The 20538-nt window shown below is 70.1% G+C and carries 17 protein-coding genes; 12 read left to right on the top strand and 5 right to left on the bottom strand.

Translation table 11 applies throughout. From position 1 onward, the window contains the following. Positions 1 to 17: 17 nt before the first annotated feature. The gene (gene leuS, locus AC5Y3P_RS09650) at positions 18 to 2864 is read right to left on the bottom strand and encodes a leucine--tRNA ligase (RefSeq protein WP_500045671.1); all 2847 of its coding nucleotides are present in this window, start codon (positions 2862 to 2864) and stop codon (positions 18 to 20) included. 239 nt (positions 2865 to 3103) lie between these two features. On the opposite strand from leuS, the gene AC5Y3P_RS09655 reads away from it, so the two are divergent. From AC5Y3P_RS09655 to purU, 3 genes are read left to right on the top strand one after another with little or no spacing between them, the layout of a single operon-like run. Then, complete coding sequence (locus AC5Y3P_RS09655; RefSeq protein WP_500045672.1) at positions 3104 to 4048, top strand: LpqN/LpqT family lipoprotein; 945 nt, start codon at positions 3104 to 3106, stop codon at positions 4046 to 4048. A 53-nt stretch (positions 4049 to 4101) separates the two neighbouring features. Beyond that, positions 4102 to 4440, top strand: a complete 339-nt coding sequence (locus tag AC5Y3P_RS09660; RefSeq protein ID WP_500045673.1) for a hypothetical protein — start codon at positions 4102 to 4104, stop codon at positions 4438 to 4440. 59 nt (positions 4441 to 4499) lie between these two features. Next, positions 4500 to 5369 (top strand): formyltetrahydrofolate deformylase, encoded by an 870-nt coding sequence (gene purU, locus AC5Y3P_RS09665; protein WP_500045674.1) that lies wholly within the window; start codon positions 4500 to 4502, stop codon positions 5367 to 5369. A gap of 23 nt (positions 5370 to 5392) precedes the next feature. On the opposite strand, the gene AC5Y3P_RS09670 is transcribed toward purU, so the two are convergent. Continuing rightward, a complete protein-coding gene (locus AC5Y3P_RS09670) occupies positions 5393 to 5998 on the bottom strand; it encodes a YqgE/AlgH family protein (RefSeq protein WP_500045675.1) in 606 nt (201 codons plus the stop codon). A 129-nt stretch (positions 5999 to 6127) separates the two neighbouring features. Here AC5Y3P_RS09670 and AC5Y3P_RS09675 point away from each other — a divergent pair, with 129 nt between their 5' ends. Beyond that, entirely contained in the window at positions 6128 to 7435 is a 1308-nt protein-coding gene (locus AC5Y3P_RS09675; RefSeq protein WP_500045676.1) for an MFS transporter, read from the top strand. A gap of 57 nt (positions 7436 to 7492) precedes the next feature. After that, positions 7493 to 8266 carry a TIGR03084 family metal-binding protein gene (locus tag AC5Y3P_RS09680; RefSeq protein ID WP_500045677.1) on the top strand — a complete coding sequence of 258 codons (774 nt, stop codon included), beginning with the start codon at positions 7493 to 7495 and terminating at the stop codon, positions 8264 to 8266. Between the two features lie 4 nt (positions 8267 to 8270). Here the strand turns inward: AC5Y3P_RS09680 and AC5Y3P_RS09685 are convergent, their stop codons facing one another. The 3 genes from AC5Y3P_RS09685 to AC5Y3P_RS09695 all read right to left on the bottom strand — a co-directional run bounded on the left by AC5Y3P_RS09685 (position 8271) and on the right by AC5Y3P_RS09695 (position 10882). Further along, the gene (locus AC5Y3P_RS09685; RefSeq protein ID WP_500045678.1) at positions 8271 to 8609 is read right to left on the bottom strand and encodes a hypothetical protein; all 339 of its coding nucleotides are present in this window, start codon (positions 8607 to 8609) and stop codon (positions 8271 to 8273) included. A gap of 251 nt (positions 8610 to 8860) precedes the next feature. Continuing rightward, complete coding sequence (locus AC5Y3P_RS09690; RefSeq protein WP_500045679.1) at positions 8861 to 9364, bottom strand: pullulanase; 504 nt, start codon at positions 9362 to 9364, stop codon at positions 8861 to 8863. A 96-nt stretch (positions 9365 to 9460) separates the two neighbouring features. Then, positions 9461 to 10882, bottom strand: coding sequence for a CCA tRNA nucleotidyltransferase (locus AC5Y3P_RS09695; protein ID WP_500045726.1), 1422 nt, complete (start codon positions 10880 to 10882; stop codon positions 9461 to 9463). A 182-nt stretch (positions 10883 to 11064) separates the two neighbouring features. Here AC5Y3P_RS09695 and AC5Y3P_RS09700 point away from each other — a divergent pair, with 182 nt between their 5' ends. The 7 genes from AC5Y3P_RS09700 (at position 11065) to trxA (ending at position 20382) form a co-directional block, all read left to right on the top strand. Continuing rightward, positions 11065 to 11883, top strand: a complete 819-nt coding sequence (locus AC5Y3P_RS09700; protein ID WP_500045680.1) for an NUDIX hydrolase — start codon at positions 11065 to 11067, stop codon at positions 11881 to 11883. Further along, positions 11880 to 14204 (top strand): hypothetical protein, encoded by a 2325-nt coding sequence (locus AC5Y3P_RS09705; protein ID WP_500045681.1) that lies wholly within the window; start codon positions 11880 to 11882, stop codon positions 14202 to 14204. Before AC5Y3P_RS09700 ends, AC5Y3P_RS09705 begins: the two co-directional genes overlap by 4 nt. After that, the gene (murJ, locus tag AC5Y3P_RS09710) at positions 14201 to 17761 is read left to right on the top strand and encodes a murein biosynthesis integral membrane protein MurJ (protein WP_500045682.1); all 3561 of its coding nucleotides are present in this window, start codon (positions 14201 to 14203) and stop codon (positions 17759 to 17761) included. Before AC5Y3P_RS09705 ends, murJ begins: the two co-directional genes overlap by 4 nt. 84 nt (positions 17762 to 17845) lie before the next feature. Further along, on the top strand, positions 17846 to 18403 hold the full coding sequence (gene sigM, locus AC5Y3P_RS09715) for an RNA polymerase sigma factor SigM (RefSeq protein WP_500045683.1): 558 nt from the start codon (positions 17846 to 17848) through the stop codon (positions 18401 to 18403). A gap of 14 nt (positions 18404 to 18417) precedes the next feature. Then, positions 18418 to 18945, top strand: a complete 528-nt coding sequence (locus tag AC5Y3P_RS09720) for an RsmA family anti-sigma factor (RefSeq protein WP_500045684.1) — start codon at positions 18418 to 18420, stop codon at positions 18943 to 18945. Positions 18946 to 19067: 122 nt separating this feature from the next. Then, a complete protein-coding gene (gene trxB / locus AC5Y3P_RS09725) occupies positions 19068 to 20009 on the top strand; it encodes a thioredoxin-disulfide reductase (protein WP_500045685.1) in 942 nt (313 codons plus the stop codon). Between the two features lie 37 nt (positions 20010 to 20046). Further along, positions 20047 to 20382: a thioredoxin gene (trxA, locus tag AC5Y3P_RS09730; protein WP_500045686.1), complete on the top strand. Its 336-nt coding sequence runs from the start codon at positions 20047 to 20049 to the stop codon at positions 20380 to 20382. Positions 20383 to 20538 lie beyond the last annotated feature (156 nt).

Genomic DNA, 20538 nt, shown 5'->3' on the forward strand with positions numbered 1-20538 from the left:
GCACGCGGCGGCCGGGGTCAGACGACCAGGTTGACCAGCTTGCCGGGCACCACGATGACCTTCTTCGGCGTCGCACCGTCCAGGAAGGCCTGCACCTTCTCGTCGGCGAGGGCCGCGGCTTCCAGGGCTGCCTTGTCGGCGTCCGTGCTCACCGTGATGTGACCGCGCACCTTGCCGTTGACCTGCACCGGGTACTCGACGGTGTCCTCCACCAGCAACGCCGGGTCGGCCACCGGGAACGGGCCGTGCGCCAAGCTGGTGTCGTGGCCCAATCGGCGCCACAGTTCCTCGGCCAGATGCGGGGCCAGCGGTGCCAGCATCAGCACCAGCGGCTCGATCGCCGCGCGTGCGCTGACACCCGTCTTGGTCAAGTGGTTGGTGTACTCGATCAGCTTGGCCGCGGCGGTGTTGTTGCGCAGGTTGGCATAGTCCGCCGAGACACCGTCGATGGCGCGGTGCAGCGCCTTGAGCGTCGACTCGTCGAGGCTGTCCTCGCTGACCCGGTTCGCGCCGGTCTCCTCATCGACCACCAGCCGCCACACCCGCTGCAGGAACCGGTGCGCGCCAACGACGTCCTTGGGCGCCCACGGCCGGGATGCCTCCAACGGCCCCATCGACATCTCGTAGACCCGCAGGGTGTCCGCGCCGTAGGCGTCGCAAATCTCGTCCGGGGACACCGAGTTCTTCAGGCTCTTGCCTATCTTGCCGAACTCCTGGTTGACCTCGATCTCACCATCGGGTCCGGGCCAGAAGAACTTGCCCTCGCGTTCGACCACCTCGGCAGCCGGAACGTAGGCGCCGCGCGCATCGGTGTAGGCGAAGGCCTGGATGTAGCCCTGGTTGACCAGCCGTCGGTACGGCTCACTGGAGCTGACATGACCCAGGTCGAAGAGCACCTTGTGCCAGAACCTGGAATACAGCAGGTGCAGCACCGCGTGCTCGACGCCGCCGACGTACAGGTCGACGCCGCCGGGATCGTCCGGGCCGTGCTCGGCGGGCCGCGGGCCCATCCAGTAAGCCTCGTTCTCCTTGTCGCAGAACGTATCTGGATTATGTGGATCGCAGTAACGCAGCTCGTACCAGGAACTAGCCGCCCATTGCGGCATGACGTTGGTGTCGCGGCTGTAGGGCTTCAGGCCGTCACCGAGGTCCAGCTCGACGTGCACCCAATCCACCGCCTTGTTCAGCGGCGGCGACGGTTCGGTGGCGGCGTCGTCGGGATCGAAGAGCACCGGCGAGTAGTCCTCGATGTCCGGCAGTTCCACCGGCAGCGCGGCTTCCGGCAGCGCGTGGGCCCGGCCGTCGGCATCGTAGACGATCGGAAACGGCTCACCCCAGTACCGCTGCCGCGCGAACAGCCAATCCCGCAATTTGTATTCGACCCGCGCCTGCCCGGTGCCATCGGCCTGCAACCGCTCGGTGATCACGGCTTGCGCCTCGGCCACGCCCAAGCCGTTGAGGTAGTCCGAATTCACCAGCGTGCCGTCACCGGTGTAGGCGGCCTGCGTGACGTCGCCGCCGGAGACCACCTCGACGATCGGCAGACCGAACGCGGTCGCGAACTCCCAGTCCCGCTGATCCCCACTGGGCACCGCCATGATCGCCCCGGTGCCGTAGCCGCCCAGCACGTAGTCGGCGATGAACACCGGGATCTGCTGCCCGTTGACCGGGTTGGTGGCGTAGGCGCCCAGGAAGACACCGGTCTTGGACTTGCTTTCCTGGCGCTCCAGGTCGGACTTTGCCGCGATCGACTTGCGGTAGGCGGCAACGGCTTCGGCGGGTGCGGCCGCACCAAAGGTCCATCGTTGGTCGGTGCCTTCGGGCCACTGCGCAGCGACCAGTTGGTCGACCAGGTCATGCTCGGGTGCCAGCACCATGTAGGTGGCGCCGAACAGTGTGTCGGGCCGGGTGGTGAACACCTCGATGGCACCGGCCGAGGTCTCGAATTTGACCTGCGCGCCGGTGGAGCGGCCGATCCAGTTGCGCTGCATGCTCTTGACCTTGTCCGGCCAGTCCAGCAGTTCGAGATCGTCGAGCAGCCGATCAGAGTAGGCGGTGATCCGCATCATCCACTGCCGCAACCGCTTCCGGAACACCGGGAAGTTGCCGCGTTCGCTGCGGCCGTCGGCGGTGACCTCCTCGTTGGCCAGCACGGTGCCCAGGCCGGGACACCAGTTGACCATCGAATCCGAGCGGTAGACCAGTCGGTGCGCATCGACCACGTCGGCGCGTTCACCCGCGCTCAGGGTCGCCCAGTCCCGGCCGTCGGCCAGAGTCCGGGTGCCCGAGTCGAATTCGGCGACCAGCTCGCTGATCCGGCGCGCCCGGCCCAGTTCCGGGTCGAACCAGGCGTTGTAGATCTGCAGAAAGATCCACTGCGTCCACTTGTAGTAGTCGACGTCGGTGGTGGAGAAACTGCGGCGCGCGTCATGCGCCAGCCCCAGCCGGCCCAGCTGCCGTCGGAAGTTGACGATGTTCGCCTCGGTCCGGGTGCGGGGATGAGTGCCGGTCTGGATGGCGTACTGCTCGGCGGGCAGACCGAAGGCGTCGAAGCCCAGCGCGTGCAGCACGTTGTGTCCGGTCATCCGGAAGTAGCGGGCATAGACGTCGGTGGCGATATAGCCCAGCGGGTGCCCGACGTGCAGGCCGTCGCCGGACGGATACGGAAACATGTCTTGGACGAACAGTTTGTTGGCGGGTACCGCGCTGCCGTCCGTCGGCGCCAGCGAGCCCACCGGGTTGGGCACGTGGAAGGTGCCGAGCTGCTCCCAGGTCTGCTGCCAGTCCTGCTCGATCCGGCCCGCCAGCTCCGCGGTGTAGCGGTGGCGCGGGGCTTCGGACTCGGCGGTCTGGGGGTCAGTCACCCAAACAGGGTATAAGGGGCGGCTGCCGGGCCGGAAATCGCTGCTGCAGCGCTGCTCCGGCAACGGGTTGGTCTCGTTTGCGTTGCGAGCCCGTCAGGGCTTGGTTCCAGGTGTGTTCCAGCCTGCTACAGCCCTGGCCTGCGCAGCTGCCGGGTGGATACATTCGCCACCTGACGTGGGGTGGCGTGCGTCCCAGTCGACCCGCAAAGCACAGACCCGGACCAGGAAAGGATCGAAGCATGTTCGGAACGACCCGTAGCCGGCGGCTGATCGCAGGTGGGTTCGCCGCTGCAGTGGCCGGGGTGCTGGGGATGTCCGGGGCCAGCGCCGGCGCCGAGCCCGATGCCCCGGTCGTGCCGCCGCAACCGGCTCCGGTCACCGTCACGCAGACCGTCACCGTCGCGCCCGCCGCCGCCGGGCCGGCCGGCAGCACCGCCGCCCCGGTCGCGGGCACCCCGGTGGCGCCGCAGGCCGCGGTCCCGGCGCAGCCGGCGCTGGTGCCGGCAACCTCCGGCACCCTGCGCGAGTACTTCCAGGAGAAAGGGGTCCAGCTCGAAGCGCAGGACCCGCGGACCTTCCAGGCGCTGCACATCACGCTGCCGATGCCGGCCGGCTGGTCGCGGGTGCCCGACCCCAACGTGCCGGACGCGTTCGCGGTGATCGCCAACCGCGGTGGCGGCGACGGGCTCTACACCCCGAACGCCCAGGTGGTGATCTACAAGCTGGTCGGCGACTTCGACCCGCGGGAAGCCATCACGCACGGTTTCATCGACAGTCAGCAACTGACCAACTGGCAGACCACCTCGGCGTCGCTCGATGAGTTCGGCGGCTTCCCGTCCTCGCTGATCTCCGGGGCCTACCGCGACAACGATCTGGGCCTGAACACGACGCAACGGCACGTCATCGCCTCGGCCGGGCCGGACAAGTACCTGGTGACGTTGTCGGTGTCGTCCTCGGTCGGGCAGGCCGTGGCCAACGCCGAAGCCACCGATGCCATCCTCAACGGCTTCAAGGTCACCGACCCGACCGCGCACGCTCCGGCGGCACCGGCCGCGCCGGCTACCCCGACGGTGGCGCCCGCCGCTCCAGTCGCCGCACCGGCCGTCCCGGTGGCGGCTCCGGCGGTCCCCGCAGTGCCCGTCGCGCAGGTCGCACCGGCCGTGCCGGTGGTGCCGGCCAGCTGATCGAGCACCCGACGGATTTTCCGGTCACGCCGGTGGCCTCGTAAAGTGACCTCATGGTCATCGCGGCAGTGCTCTGTCTGCTGGCCGCCGTAGCGGCGGGCGGCGCCGGGCTGTGGGCGCTGTCCCGACCGGCCGGAACCGAACCCCGCCAGCTGGCCCGTCGGGCCATGGCGCCCACCCAACTGGCCGCCGCGGCGATGTTGGCGGCCGGCGGTGTCACCGGATTCAGCGAACACCGCGGCGCGCTGGTGGTGCTGGTGGTCTGCGTGCTCGGCGCGCTCGGCACCGTGGCCGCCGGAGCCTGGCAGAGCGCGCGCGTGCTGGTCACCCCTCCCCCGCCGCCCGACGACTGCACCGGCAGTTGCGCGTCCTGCACCCTGTCGTGCCACTAACAGGTTCTGGTCACCGGAAACGTCACACCCCGAGGTACCGCCACACATAGGAGCCCGCGATGTCTGCTGACGCCCACCGCGATGTCGGGCGGTTGCTGCTGCGCTGCGCGGACCGGCCCGGGCTGGTCGCGGCGATCAGCGGCTTCCTGTCCGAAGCCGGCACCAACATCATCTCGCTGGATCAGCATTCCACCCAGCAAACCGGCGGAATATTCCTGCAGCGCACCATCTTTCACCTGCCCGGGCTGGCCGCCGCGCGCGCTGAGTTGGAGCGCGAATTCCGCGAACGGGTGGCCGACCGGTTCGGCATGGAGTTCCGGCTGACCGAGGCCGCCAAACCGAAACGGGTGGCGTTACTGGCTTCCCGCGAAGACCATTGCCTGCTCGATCTGCTCTGGCGCAACCGGCGCGGCGAACTCCCGATGACCGTGATGATGGTGATCTCCAACCATCCGGACCTGGCCGATCAGGTGCGCCCGTTCGACGTGCCGTTCATCCATGTTCCGGCCAACCGTGACATCCGCGCCGAAGCCGAGGCCCGCCAACTCGATCTGCTGCGCGGCAACGTCGATCTGGTGGTGCTGGCCCGCTACATGCAGGTGCTGACCCGAGACTTCCTGGAACAGGTTGGCTGCCCGCTGATCAACATCCACCACTCATTCCTGCCGGCCTTCGTCGGGGAGGCGCCGTACCGCAAGGCCCGGGAACGCGGCGTCAAACTCGTCGGCGCCACCGCGCACTACGTGACCGAGGAACTCGACGAGGGCCCGATCATCGAACAGGACGTGGTGCGCGTCGATCACCGGCACGACGTCGACGATCTGCGCCGGCTCGGCGCCGACGTCGAGCGCTTGGTGTTGTCCCGGGCGGTGCGGTGGCACTGCGAGGACCGAATCGTGCAGCACGGTAACGAAACCATCGTCTTCTAGACCGCCGCAGAAACCGCTGCGGGTCAGTTACGGCTGACGTCGATCGGATGGCTGGCCAGCATCGACAACGGCATCGGTTGACGCCGCAGGATCCGACCCCACAGGTCCACCCGGGGCTCGACCAACACATCGGATGGCAACGCCGACAACACGATCCAGTCGTCGCGCTCGATCTCGCCCTCGAGCTGGCCGATGGTCCAACCGGAGTAGCCCGCGAAGATCCGCAACCCCTCCAGCACTGGGCCCACCACGTCGGGGTCGGCGTCCAGGTCGACCATCACGATGCGGCCGGCGACGTGCCGCAGGCCGGGCACACCGGTGGACTCGGCACCCACCCGCAGCGTCGCCAGGCACAGCGCGGCATCCCGTTTGACCGGCCCGCCGACGAACATGGTCTTGGGTTTGACGGCGAGCTTGGCCCACTGCGGCAACACGTTGTAGACCGCGGTCTCACTGGCCCGGTTCAGCACCACGCCAAGGGTTCCGCCGTCGTTGTGCTCGACGACATAGATGACGCTGCGCCGAAACGTCGGCTCCAACAGATCGGTGTTGGCCAACAGCAACGTACCGGCGCGCACCCGCTGTGCCGCGGGTGCGACGAAGTCCTCGGGATCCTCAGGCGGTGGCACCCATCCATCATGGCACCCATCGGCGTTCGCGTGGCAGAAGTGCGCTGTCCTGGCCGGTATTTGTACGCTGGCCTCGGGTGGCGGGGGCCGGTCGCGGATCGATGAGCACCTCGAAACGGGAGGCGTTCGGTGGCTGACGCGCGGGCATCGTTGGCGGTGTGGCGTGCCGTGCACGCACTGCCGGACTTCGCGCAGTTGCTGCGGCTGCGGATCTTCAGCCAGTTCGGCGACGGTCTGTTCCAAGCCGGGCTGGCCGGCGCACTGCTGTTCAACCCGGAGCGCGCGGCCACCCCGTGGGCGATCGCCGGCGCGTTCGCGGTGCTGTTCCTGCCGTATTCGCTGTTGGGTCCGTTCGCCGGCGCGTTGTTGGACCGCTGGGATCGCCGCCTGGTGCTGATCGGCGCCAACCTGGCCCGGCTGGCTCTGATGCTCGTGGTGGCGCTGCTGCTGGCCGTGCGCGCCGGCGATCTCGCGGTGCTGTGCGGTGCGCTGGTGGCCAACGGGTTCAGCCGGTTCGTCGCCTCCGGGCTGTCGGCCGCGCTACCGCATGTGGTGCCCGCACCGCAGGTGGTGTCGATGAACTCGGTGGCGACCGCCACCGGCGCGGTGGCCGCGTTCGTCGGCGCGAACTTCATGCTGCTGCCGCGCTGGCTGTTCGGCGCCGGCGACCTCGGCTCGGCGGCCAACATCGCGCTGGTCGCGATCCCGGTCGCGGTGGCGCTGCTGCTGTCGTGGCGATTCGCGCCGGGCGCGCTGGGTCCCGACGACGTCGTCGGGACCACGTCGGGTTCGGCGCTGGGTTCGGTCGCACATGGCTGGTGGCAGGGCGCGCGTACGGTCGCGGCGGTACCGGCGGTGGCGGCGACACTGAGCGGACTGGCCGCGCACCGGATGACGTTCGGCATCAACACGTTGCTGGTCTTGCTGCTGGTCCGGCACCGGCCGGACTCCCCCGCCGTCGACGTGCCCGGGCTGGGTCTGGGCACCGTGGTGCTGTTCGTCGCCGCGACCGGCCTGGGCTCGTTCTTGGCGACCGTGATCACGCCGGCCGCCATCCGACGGTGGGGCCGCTTCGCCACCGCCAACGGAGCACTGGCCGCAGCCGCCGGTGTGCAGGTGCTCGGCGCGACGCTGCAGTTGACCGTGATGATCGGCTGCGGGCTACTGCTCGGCGCGCTCGGCCAGATGGTCAAACTGTGCGCCGACAACGCCATGCAACTGGAGGTGCCGGACGCGTTGCGCGGGCACGTGTTCGCGGTGCAGGACTCGCTGTTCTGGATGGCGTTCATCGCAGCGATCGCGGCGGCCGCGGTCGTCATCCCGGTCGACGGTCACTCCCCCGTGTTGGCGTTGGCCGGCTCGGCGATCTACCTGCTCGGCCTGCTGGTGCACCTCGGCCTGGGCAATCGCGCTGTGCGCGACGGCCTGGAGGCCTGACCGGTTCCGGCCCGAACTCCCGACGCCGGGCGCCGCATCAGAGCTACCGTGACCGCCATGGCTGCAGTCGCGTCCCTGATCGATGACCTGGCGGCCGAGAGCGACGACCTCGACGCGCTGGTCGCGAACCTGGCGGCCGCCGACTGGCGCCGGCCCACCCCGGCGCCCGGCTGGACCGTCGCGCATCAGATCGGGCATCTGTTGTGGACCGACCGGGTCGCGCTGATCTCGGTGACCGACGAACCCGCCTTCGCCGACGTGTTGGCCGACGCTGCGGCCAACCCGGGTGGCTTCGTGGACGCGGCCGCCGCCGAGTTGGCTGCGCTGGCGCCAGACGAGTTGTTGGCCCGGTGGCGGCGCACACGCGCCGAGTTGCACGACGCGTTACGCGCCGTGCCCGACGGTCGCAAACTGGTGTGGTTCGGTCCGCCGATGAGCGCGGCCTCGATGGCGACGGCGCGGCTGATGGAGACCTGGGCGCATGGGCTGGACGTGGCCGATGCGCTGGGCGTCACCCGCGCGCCCACCGCTCGACTGCGCGCGGTCGCGCACATCGGTGTGCGCACCCGCGACTACGCCTACGCCGTGCACGGGTTGACCCCGCCGGCCGCAACGTTTCACGTGGAACTTCGCGCACCCGACGGCAGTTTGTGGTGCTGGGGACCGGACTCAGCCGAGCAACGCGTGACGGGTTCGGCAGAAGACTTCTGCGCGTTGGTAACTCAGCGGCGGCCGCTGGCCGACCTCGACGTCGTCGCGCACGGGGCGGACGCGCAGCACTGGTTGACCATCGCGCAGGCGTTCGCCGGCCCGCCCGGCGCCGGCCGCTGAGGTGTCAGCCGGCCGAGAGCATCGCAATCAGCACCCCGTGCGACAGCAGGTAGATGGCCATCAAGATCAGGAAAGCCCGGACTCGCCGGCCCGGCGGCCAGGCGAACGGCAGCACCACCGTGGTGATCAGGCCGAAGAACAGCGACATCAGCATCCCGAAGATCTGGCCGTAGCCATGTGGGTCGGAGTGCATGTCGGCTAAGGCAGACGCCGCGGCGGCGAAGGCACCGAGCCCCCACATCGGCAACGCCAAAGCCCCGAACACGCCAGCCAGGATCTGCACACCCAACTGCACGGCATCGCGGCGCTGCGATCGCACCGGCGGGTTGGGTGGAGTGCTCACTCACCGAGCCTCGCACGGGCGGATGGGGTGCTTGCGCAGCAATTTTCGACGGGGGTCGGGCTGGCGCGGGCGGGTCGGGCATAGCGGCTGCCTAGCGGCTGCGTTTTCATACGGTCCCCTCGGCGTGTCGCGTATGAAACCGCAGGCACGACGGCGGGGCGGGGCCGGTCGGGCGTGGCGGCTGCGGTTTCATACGGTCCCCTCGGCGCGTCGCGTATGAAACCGCAGGCACGGCGGCACGGCCACGCGCGCTACAGCGGGCCGGCGCCGTCGGCGGCACCGTCGGCGTCGGCATCGACCAGCTTGACGTCGAACCGGCCATCGGCGTCGACGTCGACGTAACCGACCCGCCCGTCGGCGCCGATCATCCGGTCCGCGAGACCATCGCCGTCGGTGTCCACGGGTTGGTCCTCGGTGCCGTCGCCGTCGAAGTCGACCGGGCCGGCCGCGGTGTGTTCGGCGCCGTCCAACCCGAACCAACGCAGCGACGGGCCGGGCCCGGTGGCCGGCGCCGCGGTGATCGCCCAGGTACCCGACCCGTCGTCGGTGAACCAGTGCGGATCGGTGGCGACGTCCAGCACCGCGTGATCGGCGCTGCCGTCGCCGTCGAGGTCGGCCAACGCATCGTCGCGCAACCCGTCACCGTCGAAGTCCAACAGCACACCGTCGTCGATGCCGTCGCCGTCGACGTCCACATCGGGCGGCTGACTCCACACCGAGGCCGTCCCGTCCCCGGATCCCAAGCAGTACTCCATGCCAACTCAGACGCACCAGCCCCCGCGCAGGTTCCCGCCAATCGGGAGAAGTCGGGTGCGCGCCGGGACCCGCCAAGCGGTGCGCGCGAGCCGGGATCAGTCCGCGGGTGTTTGGTCCTGGGTGCGCCACCACGCCAACAGTTCGGCCTTGGCTTCCTCGGGCTCGAGCGGGCCGCGGTCCAGGCGCAGCTCCTTGAGGAACCGCCAGGCCTGACCGACCTGCGGACCGGCCGGGATGCCGAGCAGCTCCATGATCTCGTTGCCGTCCAGGTCGGGCCGCACCCGGGCCAGGTCCTCCTTGGCCAGCAGCGCCTCGATGCGCTGCTCGAGCTTGTCGTAGTCGCTCTGCAGCCGAGCCGCACGACGCTTGTTGCGGGTCGTGCAGTCGGCGCGCACCAGCTTGTGCAGCCGGCCCAGCAGTGGCCCGGCGTCGGTGACGTAGCGGCGCACCGCCGAGTCGGTCCAGCGGCCCTCGCCGTAGCCGTGGAAGCGCAGATGCAGGTACACCAGTTGCGAGACGTCGTCGACCATCTGCTTGGAGTACTTCAGCGCGCGCATCCGCTTGCGGGTCATCTTGGCGCCGACCACCTCGTGGTGGTGGAAGCTGACGCCGCCGTCCGGCTCGTGCCGGCGGGTGCCCGGCTTGCCGATGTCGTGCAGCAGCGCGGCCCAGCGCAGCACCAGATCCGGTTCGTCCTCCAGGTCGATGGCCTGTTTGAGCACGGTCAACGAATGCTGGTAGACGTCCTTGTGCTGATGATGCTCGTCGATGGCCATCCGCATCGCGCCGATCTCGGGCAGCACCTGCTCACCCATTCCGGTCTCGACCATCAGGTCGATCCCGGCCACCGGGTCGGCACCCAACATCAGCTTGTCCAGTTCGGCGGCCACCCGCTCGGCGGTGATCCGAGCCAACTGCGGGGCCATCTCTTCGATCGCGGTCCGCACCCGCGGCGCCACCGTGAAACCCAACTGGGAGACGAAGCGCGCGGCGCGCAGCATCCGCAGCGGGTCGTCACCGAAGGACACCTGGGGCGCCGACGGGGTATCGAGCACCTTGGCGCCCAGCGCGGTCAGCCCGTCCAGCGGGTCCAGGAACTCCCCCGGCCCGGCGCCGGTAATCCGGACCGCCATCGCGTTGACCGTGAAATCCCGGCGCACCAGATCGTCTTCCAGCCGGTCGCCGAACCGGACCTGCGGGTTGCGGGAGGTCTGGTCATAGCTGTCGGCGCGGAAGGTGGTGATCTCGACGTGCTGCCCACCCCGCGCCGCGCCGACCGTGCCGAATTCGATGCCGGTGTCCCACATCGCCTCAGCCCACGGCTGCACGATCCGCTGCACCTCGTCCGGGCGGGCGTCGGTGGTGAAGTCCAGGTCGGTGCCCAGCCGGTCCAGCAGCGCGTCGCGCACGCTGCCGCCAACTAGATACAACTGTCGACCCGCGGCGTCGAACAACGCGCCCAGCTCGCGCAACGGCCCCGCGGACCGGTTCAGCGCCACGGCCGCACGGGCCAACAACGCTGGGTCGACGGCGGCTGCCGGGCGGGACTGCTCGGCGCTCGAACTCGGGTCAGGCACGTTCGAGAAGCCTAATCGGATCACGCGCGCGCTCCTAATGGACGACGAGCAGCGCCGGAACCCGGTCCGCACGTCGGCGAGTGCAAAGAAGCCCGAGGCTGCCGCCAACTACTATCGCTTGGGTGTCCGACGGCGAACAGCCCAAACCACGACGACGCCGAGGCCGTCGTCGTGGTCGTCGTGCCGCCGGACCCCCGCAGAGCAACACCGGACACACCGCGAAGGCCGAGCCGCGCACGACGGACGGCGCCACCGCGCCCGCCGGCTCCGGGCCCACCCCGGGGCCCGCACCGTCCGCGAAGCCGGCCACACCGAAGAAGGGTTCGTCGCGGCGCACCCGTAACCGCCGCGGCGGCGACCGGCTGCGCACCGTGCACGAGACCTCGGCCGGGGGTTTGGTGATCGACGGCCTGGACGGTCCGCGTGAAGAACAGGTGGCCGCACTCATCGGCCGGGTGGATCGGCGCGGCCGGATGCTGTGGTCACTGCCCAAGGGGCACATTGAACAGGGCGAAACCGCCGAGCAGACCGCGATCCGCGAAGTCGCCGAGGAAACCGGCATCGAGGGCAAGGTGCTCGCCTCGCTGGGCAGCATCGACTACTGGTTCGTCACGGAGGGCCGGCGGGTGCACAAGACCGTGCACCACTACCTGTTGCGGTTCTCCGGTGGCGAGCTGTCCGACGACGACGTCGAAGTCAGCGAAGTGGCATGGGTGCCGCTGCCCGAGCTGCCGGCCCGACTGGCCTACGCCGACGAACGCCGGCTCGCCCAGGTCGCCGACGACCTGATCCACAAACTGCAGACAGACGGGCCCTCGGCGCTGCCGCCGCTGCCGCGGATGGCTCCGCGCCGGCACCCGCAGACCCACTCGCGTACCCGCAACCGACGCTCAGACGAGTCCACATCCGGCCGACCGAACGGTCGCGGGTCGTCGCCGTGAGCGCGTCCGCGCGACTTCACCAGGCCGCGTCGCACACTTTCACCGTCGTCGTCGCGCTGCTGGTCGCGCTGTTGCCCGCCCTGCTCGGCGGCCCCGGACTGCCCCGGGCGGCGGCCGAACCCGACGACGACACCTTCCTTCAGATCCGCATCGACACCGTCGACCCGGCCGTCGTCGCGACCGGCGACAGCCCGGTGGTCACGGTCTCCGGGACGGTCGACAACGTGGGCGACCGCCCGGTGCGCGACGTCGTCGCCCGGCTCGAGCACGCCCCCGCGGTGACCACCCCGGCCGCGTTGCGCACCGACCTGGTCGGGGACACCCCGCAGTTCGCCGCGGTCGACGAGTTCGTCACCCTGGCCGACCAACTCGAACGCGGTCAAAGCGCGCCGTTCACGTTCCGCTACCCACTGCGCGCGAGCGACGGTCCGCAGCTGCAGATCGACAAACCCGGGATCTACCCGCTGTTGGTCAACGTCAACGGCACCCCGGACTACGGCGACCCGGCCCGCCTCGACGTGGCCCGCTTCCTGCTGCCGGTGGTGGGAGTACCGGCCGATCCGGACGCCGCGAACGGATCGGGTGCCGACTTGAGCGGTCCCGGCGGCGTGGTCGCGCCCGACATCGGCAAGCCGGTCGGTCTGACCATGCTGTGGCCGCTCGGGGATCGGCCCCGACTGGCCCCCGGGGTCCCGGGCGGCACCACACCGGTGCGGCTGATGGACGACGAGTTGGCCACCTCGCTGGCCCCGGGCGGACGGCTGGACACCTTGCTGGCGGCCGCCGACTTCGCCACCCGCCCGGACGTGGACCCCGACGGTCGCACTGCCGCAGCGCTGTGCCTGGCCGTCGACCCCGATCTGCTGGTCACGGTCAACGCCATGACCGGCGGCTACGTGGTGGCCGACTCGCCCGACGGGCTGGGCTCGGAGAGCCATCCCGGCACCGGGCAGGCCGCGGCCACCGACTGGCTGAACCGGCTGCGCGACCTGGCCGGCCGGCTGTGCGTGATCGCCACGCCGTACGCCCAGACCGATCTGCATGCACTGCAGCGCGTCGGGGATCCGCAACTCGCCTCCTTCGCCACGCTGGGTGCCACCGCACTGGTGGACCAGATCCTGGGCGTGACCTCGTTGCCCGGGGCGACGCTGATCGGCGACGGCGAGCTCACCGCGCAGACCGCCGAACTGCTGGCCGCGCAAGGCAACACCGTGGCGATCACGGCACCCAACAGCGACGCCGACGACGACGAGTTGCGTCCGCAGCGGGTCAACGATCAGGTGGTGGCCGCGCCGTTCGACCCCGCGGTGGCTGCCGCGCTGGCCGGTTTGGGCAACAGCCCGACCAACCCGGCCTACCTGAATCCCGACCTGGAGGTGCCGGACTCGGCGGACTCCTCGACCGCGCGTCGGCAGAACGCGCTGGGCGCGATGCTGTGGCGCAGCCTGCAGCCCACGGCCGAACCCCGCACCGAACTGATGGTGCCGCCGCTGACCTGGGACCTCTCCCCCGACGACGCGCAAGCCGTGCTGAGCACCCTGGCCACCACCATCCGCTCCGGGCTGGCGCTCCCGCGCCCGCTGCCGGCCGTGGTTGCCGAAGCGGCCGGCGCAGCACCGGGCAGCGCCGATCTGCCCGACACCACGCAGGTCAGTTTCAACGACGGCCTGCTCAGCCAGATCGCGGGCCAGGTCAACCGGGTGTGGGGTTTGACCGCGGCGCTGGCCACCAACGACCAGACCGGCCTGACCGGTGTGCAGTACACCGCACCACTACGCGAGGACATGCTGCGCGCGCTGAGCCAGGCCGAGCCGGTGCCGCTGCGCAACCGGCTGGCCGCGCAACGGCTGGCCGCGGTCACGACCACCATCGGTGACCTGTTCGGCGCGGTGACGATCGTCAACCCCGGCGGCTCCTACACGCTGGCCACCGAGCGCAGCCCGCTGCCGCTGGCACTGCGCAATGACCTGGCCGTGCCGATCCGGGTGCGCCTGGTCGTCGATGCACCGCCGGGTATGACGGTCACCGACGTCGGCGAGCAGATGCTGCCGCCGGGCTACCTGCCGCTGCGAGTACCGATCGAGGTGCACTTCACCCAGCGGGTCGCGGTCGACGTGGCGCTGTCCACCCCGGACGGGCTGCCGCTGGGTGAACCGGTGCGGTTGTCGGTGCACTCCAACGCCTACGGCAAGGTGCTGTTCTTCATCACACTGGCCGCCGGCCTGGTCCTGGTGACCCTGACCGGACGGCGACTGTGGCATCGTTTCCGGGGCCAGCCCGACCGGGCCGACCTCTACCGCCCGGACCGACGAGAGCCATGAGTACTTCCCGCCGCCAGCCCGGCCCACCGCGCCCGTCCGGGCCGGTGCGCCCCGAACTGACCGACTCCGCGGTGGTGTCCCGGTCCTGGGGCATGGCGTTTGCCACGCTGATCAGCCGGATCACCGGCTTCATCCGGATCGTCTTGTTGGCCGCGATCCTCGGTGCCGCCCTGTCGAGTGCGTTCACGGTGGCCAACCAATTGCCCAACCTGGTGGCGGCCCTGGTGCTGGAGGCCACCTTCACCGCGATCTTCGTGCCGGTGCTGGCCCGCGCCGAACGCGACGACCCCGACGGCGGCACCGCGTTCGTGCGCCGGTTGGTGACCTTGGCCACCACGCTGCTGTTGGTCACCACGATCGCCTCGGTGCTGGCCGCACCCGCGCTGGTGCGGCTGATGCTCGGCGGTGACCCGCAGGTCAACGAGGCGCTCACGGTCGCGTTCGCCTACCTGCTGTTGCCGCAGGTGATCTTCTACGGCCTGTCCTCGGTGTTCATGGCAATCCTGAACAACCGCAACATCTTTGCCGCACCGGCGTGGGCCCCGGTGGTCAACAACGTTGTGGCGATCGGCACCCTGGGGCTGTACCTGATCGTGCCGGGCGAGCTGTCGGTGGACCCGGTGCAGATGGGCAACGCCAAACTGTTGGTGCTCGGCATCGGCACCACGCTGGGTGTGGTGGCCCAAGCCGCGGTGCTGCTGGTGGCGATCCGGCGCGAACGAATCAGCCTGAAACCGTTGTGGGGCATCGACGATCGGCTCAAGCGGTTCGGCGCGATGGCCGCCGCGATGGTGCTCTACGTGTTGATCAGCCAGATCGGCTTGGTGGTCGGCAACCAGATCGCCAGCACCGCCGCCGCGTCCGGCCCGGCCATCTACAACTACACCTGGCTGATGCTGATGCTGCCGTTCGGCTTGATCGGCGTGACCATCCTGACCGTGGTGATGCCCCGGCTCAGCCGCAACGCCGCGGCCAACGACACCCCGGCCGTGCTGGCCGACCTGGCGCTGGCCACCCGACTGACCATGATCACGCTGATTCCGGCGGTGGCGTTCATGACGGTGGGCGGTCCCGCGATCGGCAACGCGTTGTTCGCCTACGGCAACTTCGGCGCGGTCGACGCCAACTACCTGGGCCTGTCGATTTCGCTGTCCGCCTTCACGCTGATCCCCTACGCGTTGGTGCTGCTGGTGCTGCGGGTGTTCTATGCGCGGGAACAACCGTGGTGGCCGATCGCGGTCATCGTGGTGATCACCGTGGTGAAGATCATCGGCTCGTTGCTGGCCCCGCACATGACCTCGGATCCGGAACTGGTCGCCGGGTTCCTGGGCCTGGCCAATGGTTTGGGCTTCCTGGCCGGCGCGGTGGCCGGGTATCTGCTGCTGCGCCGCGCACTGCAGCCCCCGGACGGCCGATTGTTGGGTCTGCCGGTGTGGCGCACGCTGTTGGTGACCACGGCGGCGGCGTTGCTGGCCGGCCTGCTCGCGCACCTGGTCGACCGGCTGACGGGTTTGACCTGGCTGACCGAGAACTGGGGTGGAGCAGGTTCGCTGCTGCGGTTGTTGCTGCTCGGTTCGATCATGTTGCCGATCATGGTCGCGGTACTGCTCAAGGCCAAGGTGCCCGACGCCGTCGCAGCCAAGAACGCGGTACTGCGCAAGCTGGGACGGGTCCCGGCCGACGCGCCCGACCCGGTCCCGTCCGCCGACCCGGGCCGACCCGGGGGCGCGGTCACGTACCCTGTGCACAGGAATTTGCCCGGCTCGGATCCGCTGCCGACTCGGGCAGCGGACCGAAGCGAACCGCCGGCATCGTTTGCCGGTACCGGGACGGCGAAAGGACCGGCGTTGACCGACGACCCTTCGGGCAGCCCCGTGGCGGATGCGACGGCCAAGTTGTCGCAACACAGCGCCGACGACTTTCAGCCTGATCGCCAGCCCGAGGGCGCAGACGACGCCGCGCGCCGGGCAGCCCCGGCCGGCCCGACCGACTCCGGTCCGGATCCGCTGGCCTTCGATGCACCCCGCGACCCGGGTGCCACCACGGCCGCCGAAGACGATGTCCATCTGGTGCCGGGCGCCAGCATCTCCGGCGGCCGCTACCGGCTGCTGGTATTCCATGGCGGCCCAACACATTTGCAGTTCTGGCAGGCGCTCGACACCGCGCTGGACCGGCAGGTGGCGTTGACCTTCGTCGACCCCGCCGGTGAGCTGTCCGACCAGGAAGTACGCGACATCCTCACCCGCACGATGAAATTGAGTCGGCTGGAAGCACCCGGCGTCGCCCGGGTGCTCGACGTCGCCCATACCGGCGCCGGTGGCCTGGTGGTAGCCGAATGGATCCGGGGCGGCTCGTTGCGCGAGGTCGCCGAGACCTCCCCGTCGCCGATCGGCGGTGCCCGGGCCATCCAGTCGCTGGCGTCGGCCGCCGACGCCGCACATCAAGCCGGTGTCGCGCTGTCGATCGACCATCCCGCGCGCGTCCGGGTCAGCGTCGAAGGCGATGTGGTGCTGGCGTTCCCGGCCACGCTGGCCACCGCGAATCCGGAAGAGGACATCCGCGGGATCGGCGCGGCGCTGTACGCGCTGTTGATCGACCTGTGGCCGTTGCCGGAGTCCGGCACCGCCAGCGGTTTTGCGCCGGCCGCGGTGGACTCGGCCGGTCAGCCGGTGGAGCCGCGCACGGTGGACCGCGCCATTCCGTTCCAGATCTCGGCGGCGGCGGCGCGTTCGGTGCAGGTCGGTGGCGGCATCCGAACCGCACCGACGCTGCTGAACCTGCTGCAGCAGGCCACCGCGCTGGCCGATCGCACCGAGCTGATGGGGCCGCTGGATTCCAGCGCCGACGGCGGCCGCACCGAGACCCGGTCCACGACGTCCGGCGCCGACGACGACGTCGACGATGAGCAAGCCGCGCAGCAGGCCAAGCGGCGCGCCCTGCTGATCGGCTTGGGGGTGGCCGGTGCGGTCGTGCTGGTGGCGCTGCTGGTTTTGGCGTCGGTGCTGAACCGGATCTTCGGCGATGTCGGTGGCAGCATCGACGGCGATCAGCTCGGGTTGAACCCGGCCACCTCGGCGCCGGCCGAGGAAGAGTCCAGCCCGCCCGGAGCGGAAGTCAAACCTGTTCGGGCTACTGTGTTTTCGCCCGAAGGCGGCGCCGACAACCCCAGTCTGGCCGGGCTCGCCGTCGACGGTGATTCCTCGACCGTGTGGCCCACCGACGACTACACCGACTCCACTCCGTTCCCGAACTTCAAGAACGGCGTCGGGCTGATGTTGCAGCTGCCCAAGCCCACCACGGTCGGCACCGTCGGGATCGATCTCACCAGTACCGGGACCGCGGTGCAGATCCGTTCGGCGACCACGGCCGACCCGTCCTCGCTGGAGGACACCAAGGCGTTGACCGAGCCGACCAAGTTGCGCCGCGGTGAGAACACCGTTGAGGTGAACGCCTCCGAACCGACCTCCTACCTGTTGGTCTGGATCACGACGCTGGGCACCGAGGGCGGCAAGAACCGCACCGACATCCGCGAAGTCACGGTCAACGCCACGTCCTGAGCATGTTCTGCCCCCGAGGCAGTAGTGCACAGCCGCGCGCCGCGGTGAAGTGCCGCCCACCCGGACCGCGAATACCTTCCCGGCATGACCACCGCGGGGATCGATGAACGCACCGACGCCGAGTTGTTGACCGCGCACGTCGCCGGCGACCGGGACGCGTTCGGCGAGCTCTATCGCCGGCACCGCCGCCGGCTGCAACGGCTGGCGCAGCTGGGCTGCCGCAATCCCGAAGATGCCGCCGACGCGCTGCAAGACGCCATGCTCGCGGCCTACTGCTGCGCCGCCGGCTTCGCACACCAGGCCGCAGTCGGCACCTGGCTGTACCGGATCGTCAGCAACACCTGCCGAGACCGGTTGCGCCGCAACGCGGTACGAGCCGCAGTTCCGTACGACGACGACAACGCGGCGTTCGCCGGCCGCACTCTGGATCTGGAACTGCTGCTCGACGTCCGACGAGCGCTGCGCGCCTTGCCCGACGATCAGCGCGCCGCGCTGGTGACCGTCGATCTGCACGGCTATTCGATCGCCGATGCGGCCGGTCTGCTGGGCGTGGCGCAGGGCACCGTCAAGAGTCGGCGGGCCCGGGCTCGGGCCCGGTTGTCCGATGCGCTGGCCCACCTCGCCGTCGGGCGGCCGCGGTGATCCACACTGGACGCGTGCCCAGCCCGGACCCCGCAACCCCGACACCGTCGCATCAGGTGACCGGTCCGGTGCGCGGTGCCCGCACCGATCACCGGGCCCGGCCGGGTATCGCACCGCGGCGGATCGCCGCTGTGGTCGGCACCGGTGCGGTCCTGATCGGCGCCGGGTTGGGCGGCTACGCGCTGTGGCGCACGCCGTCGTCGGCGCCGAGCGCGCCGCCGTCGATTCAGCAGATCACCAGCACCGCGCCGGTGTTGCCGCCGGCCGACGAACTGATCGCCCTGATCACCCGGCCACCCGATTACGGTGCGCTCAGCGAGCCGCGGCGCCGGGCCGCCTGCCTGTCCGCCCTGGGTTACCCGGCCCGCACCCCGGTGCTCGGTGCCCGCCCCCTCACCGTCGACGGCCAGCCGGCAATTCTGCTGGTCCTGGCCGGTGACCAGCCCGACACCCTGGTCGCCACCGCAGTGGCGCCCAACTGCAGCGCCGCTGACACCGGACTGTTGGCCGCCACCACCGTGACCCGGCCCACCCAAGGCTGACCCGGCGGCCGGCGCAGCCTGACTCAGTGCGCGGGCCGGGAACACCGACGCCTACCCTGGTGTTCGAATACATGCCGGCCGCGCCCGACTGCGGTGCCGGCGCCAGCTGCAGGAAGGCCCGCATGACCGCCAGTACGCCCCTCCATGACGTGATCGTGATCGGTTCCGGCCCGGCCGGGTACACCGCCGCCATCTACGCCGCCCGCGCGCAACTGTCGCCGCTGGTGTTCGAGGGCACGTCGTTCGGCGGTGCCCTGATGACCACCACCGAGGTGGAGAACTTCCCCGGCTTCCGGGCGGGCATCCAGGGACCGGACCTGATGGAGGAGATGCGCGAGCAGGCCCTGCGGTTCGGCGCCGACCTGCAGATGGAGGACGTCGAATCGGTCTCGCTGCAGGGGCCGGTCAAGACCGTCACCACCGCGGGCGGCGAAACCCACCAGGCCCGGGCCGTGATCCTGGCGATGGGCGCAGCGGCCCGCTACCTCGGCGTCCCCGGCGAGCAGGACCTGCTGGGCCGCGGGGTCAGCTCGTGTGCCACCTGCGACGGGTTCTTCTTCAAGGACCAGGACATTGCGGTGATCGGCGGCGGGGACTCCGCGATGGAAGAGGCCACGTTCTTGACCAAGTTCGCCCGCAGCGTGACCATCGTGCACCGCCGCGAAGAGTTCCGGGCCTCCCGCATCATGTTGGAGCGGGCCAAGGACAACGACAAGATCACCTTCTTGACCAACGCCGCGGTGCAAGCCGTGGAAGGCGAGAGCACCGTGACGGGTCTGCGGGTGCGCGACACCGTGACCGGCGAAGAGAGCAAGCTCCCGGTCACCGGCGTGTTCGTGGCGATCGGCCACGACCCGCGCTCGGAACTGGTGCGCGACGCCGTCGAGGTCGACGCCGACGGGTACGTGCTGGTTCGGGGTCGCACCACGGCCACCTCGATCGACGGCGTGTTCGCGGCCGGCGACCTGGTGGACCGCAGCTATCGCCAGGCCATCACCGCCGCCGGCAGCGGCTGTTCGGCGGCCATCGACGCCGAACGCTGGCTGGCCGAAAATCCCGCCTGACCCCTCCCACCGCACCGATTTCCTCAAGGAGCTCCCCATGGCTGACACCCACGCCACCATCAACATCTCCGACGACTCCTTCCCGGATGCCGTCTTGAGCAGCAAAACCCCTGTCCTGGTGGACTTCTGGGCGACGTGGTGCGGCCCGTGCCGGATGGTCGCCCCGGTGCTCGAAGAGATCGCCGCGGAGAAGGCCGGCGCGTTGACGGTGGCCAAACTCGACGTGGACGCCAACCCGGCCACCGCCCAGCAGTTCGACGTGGTGTCCATCCCCACCCTGATCCTGTTCCAGGACGGCGCCCCGGTGAAGCGGATCGTGGGCGCCAAGGGCAAGGCAGCGCTGCTGCGCGAGATCGCCGACGTGGTCAGCTGAGCTGACCTGCCCCCGCAGGCCCGCGGCCGCCGGCGCAGGCGCAGGCGGATCACCGGATGGCTTCAGGCTCGCGTGTTGGCCTGGGGTTTTCCGAAAATCCAGCGGCGTCTGCGACAATGAGCCCTAGCCTTGGTCGGCGCGTGCGAGGCGTCCGAC

The organism is Mycobacterium sp. NGS45 (genome assembly GCF_059812645.1).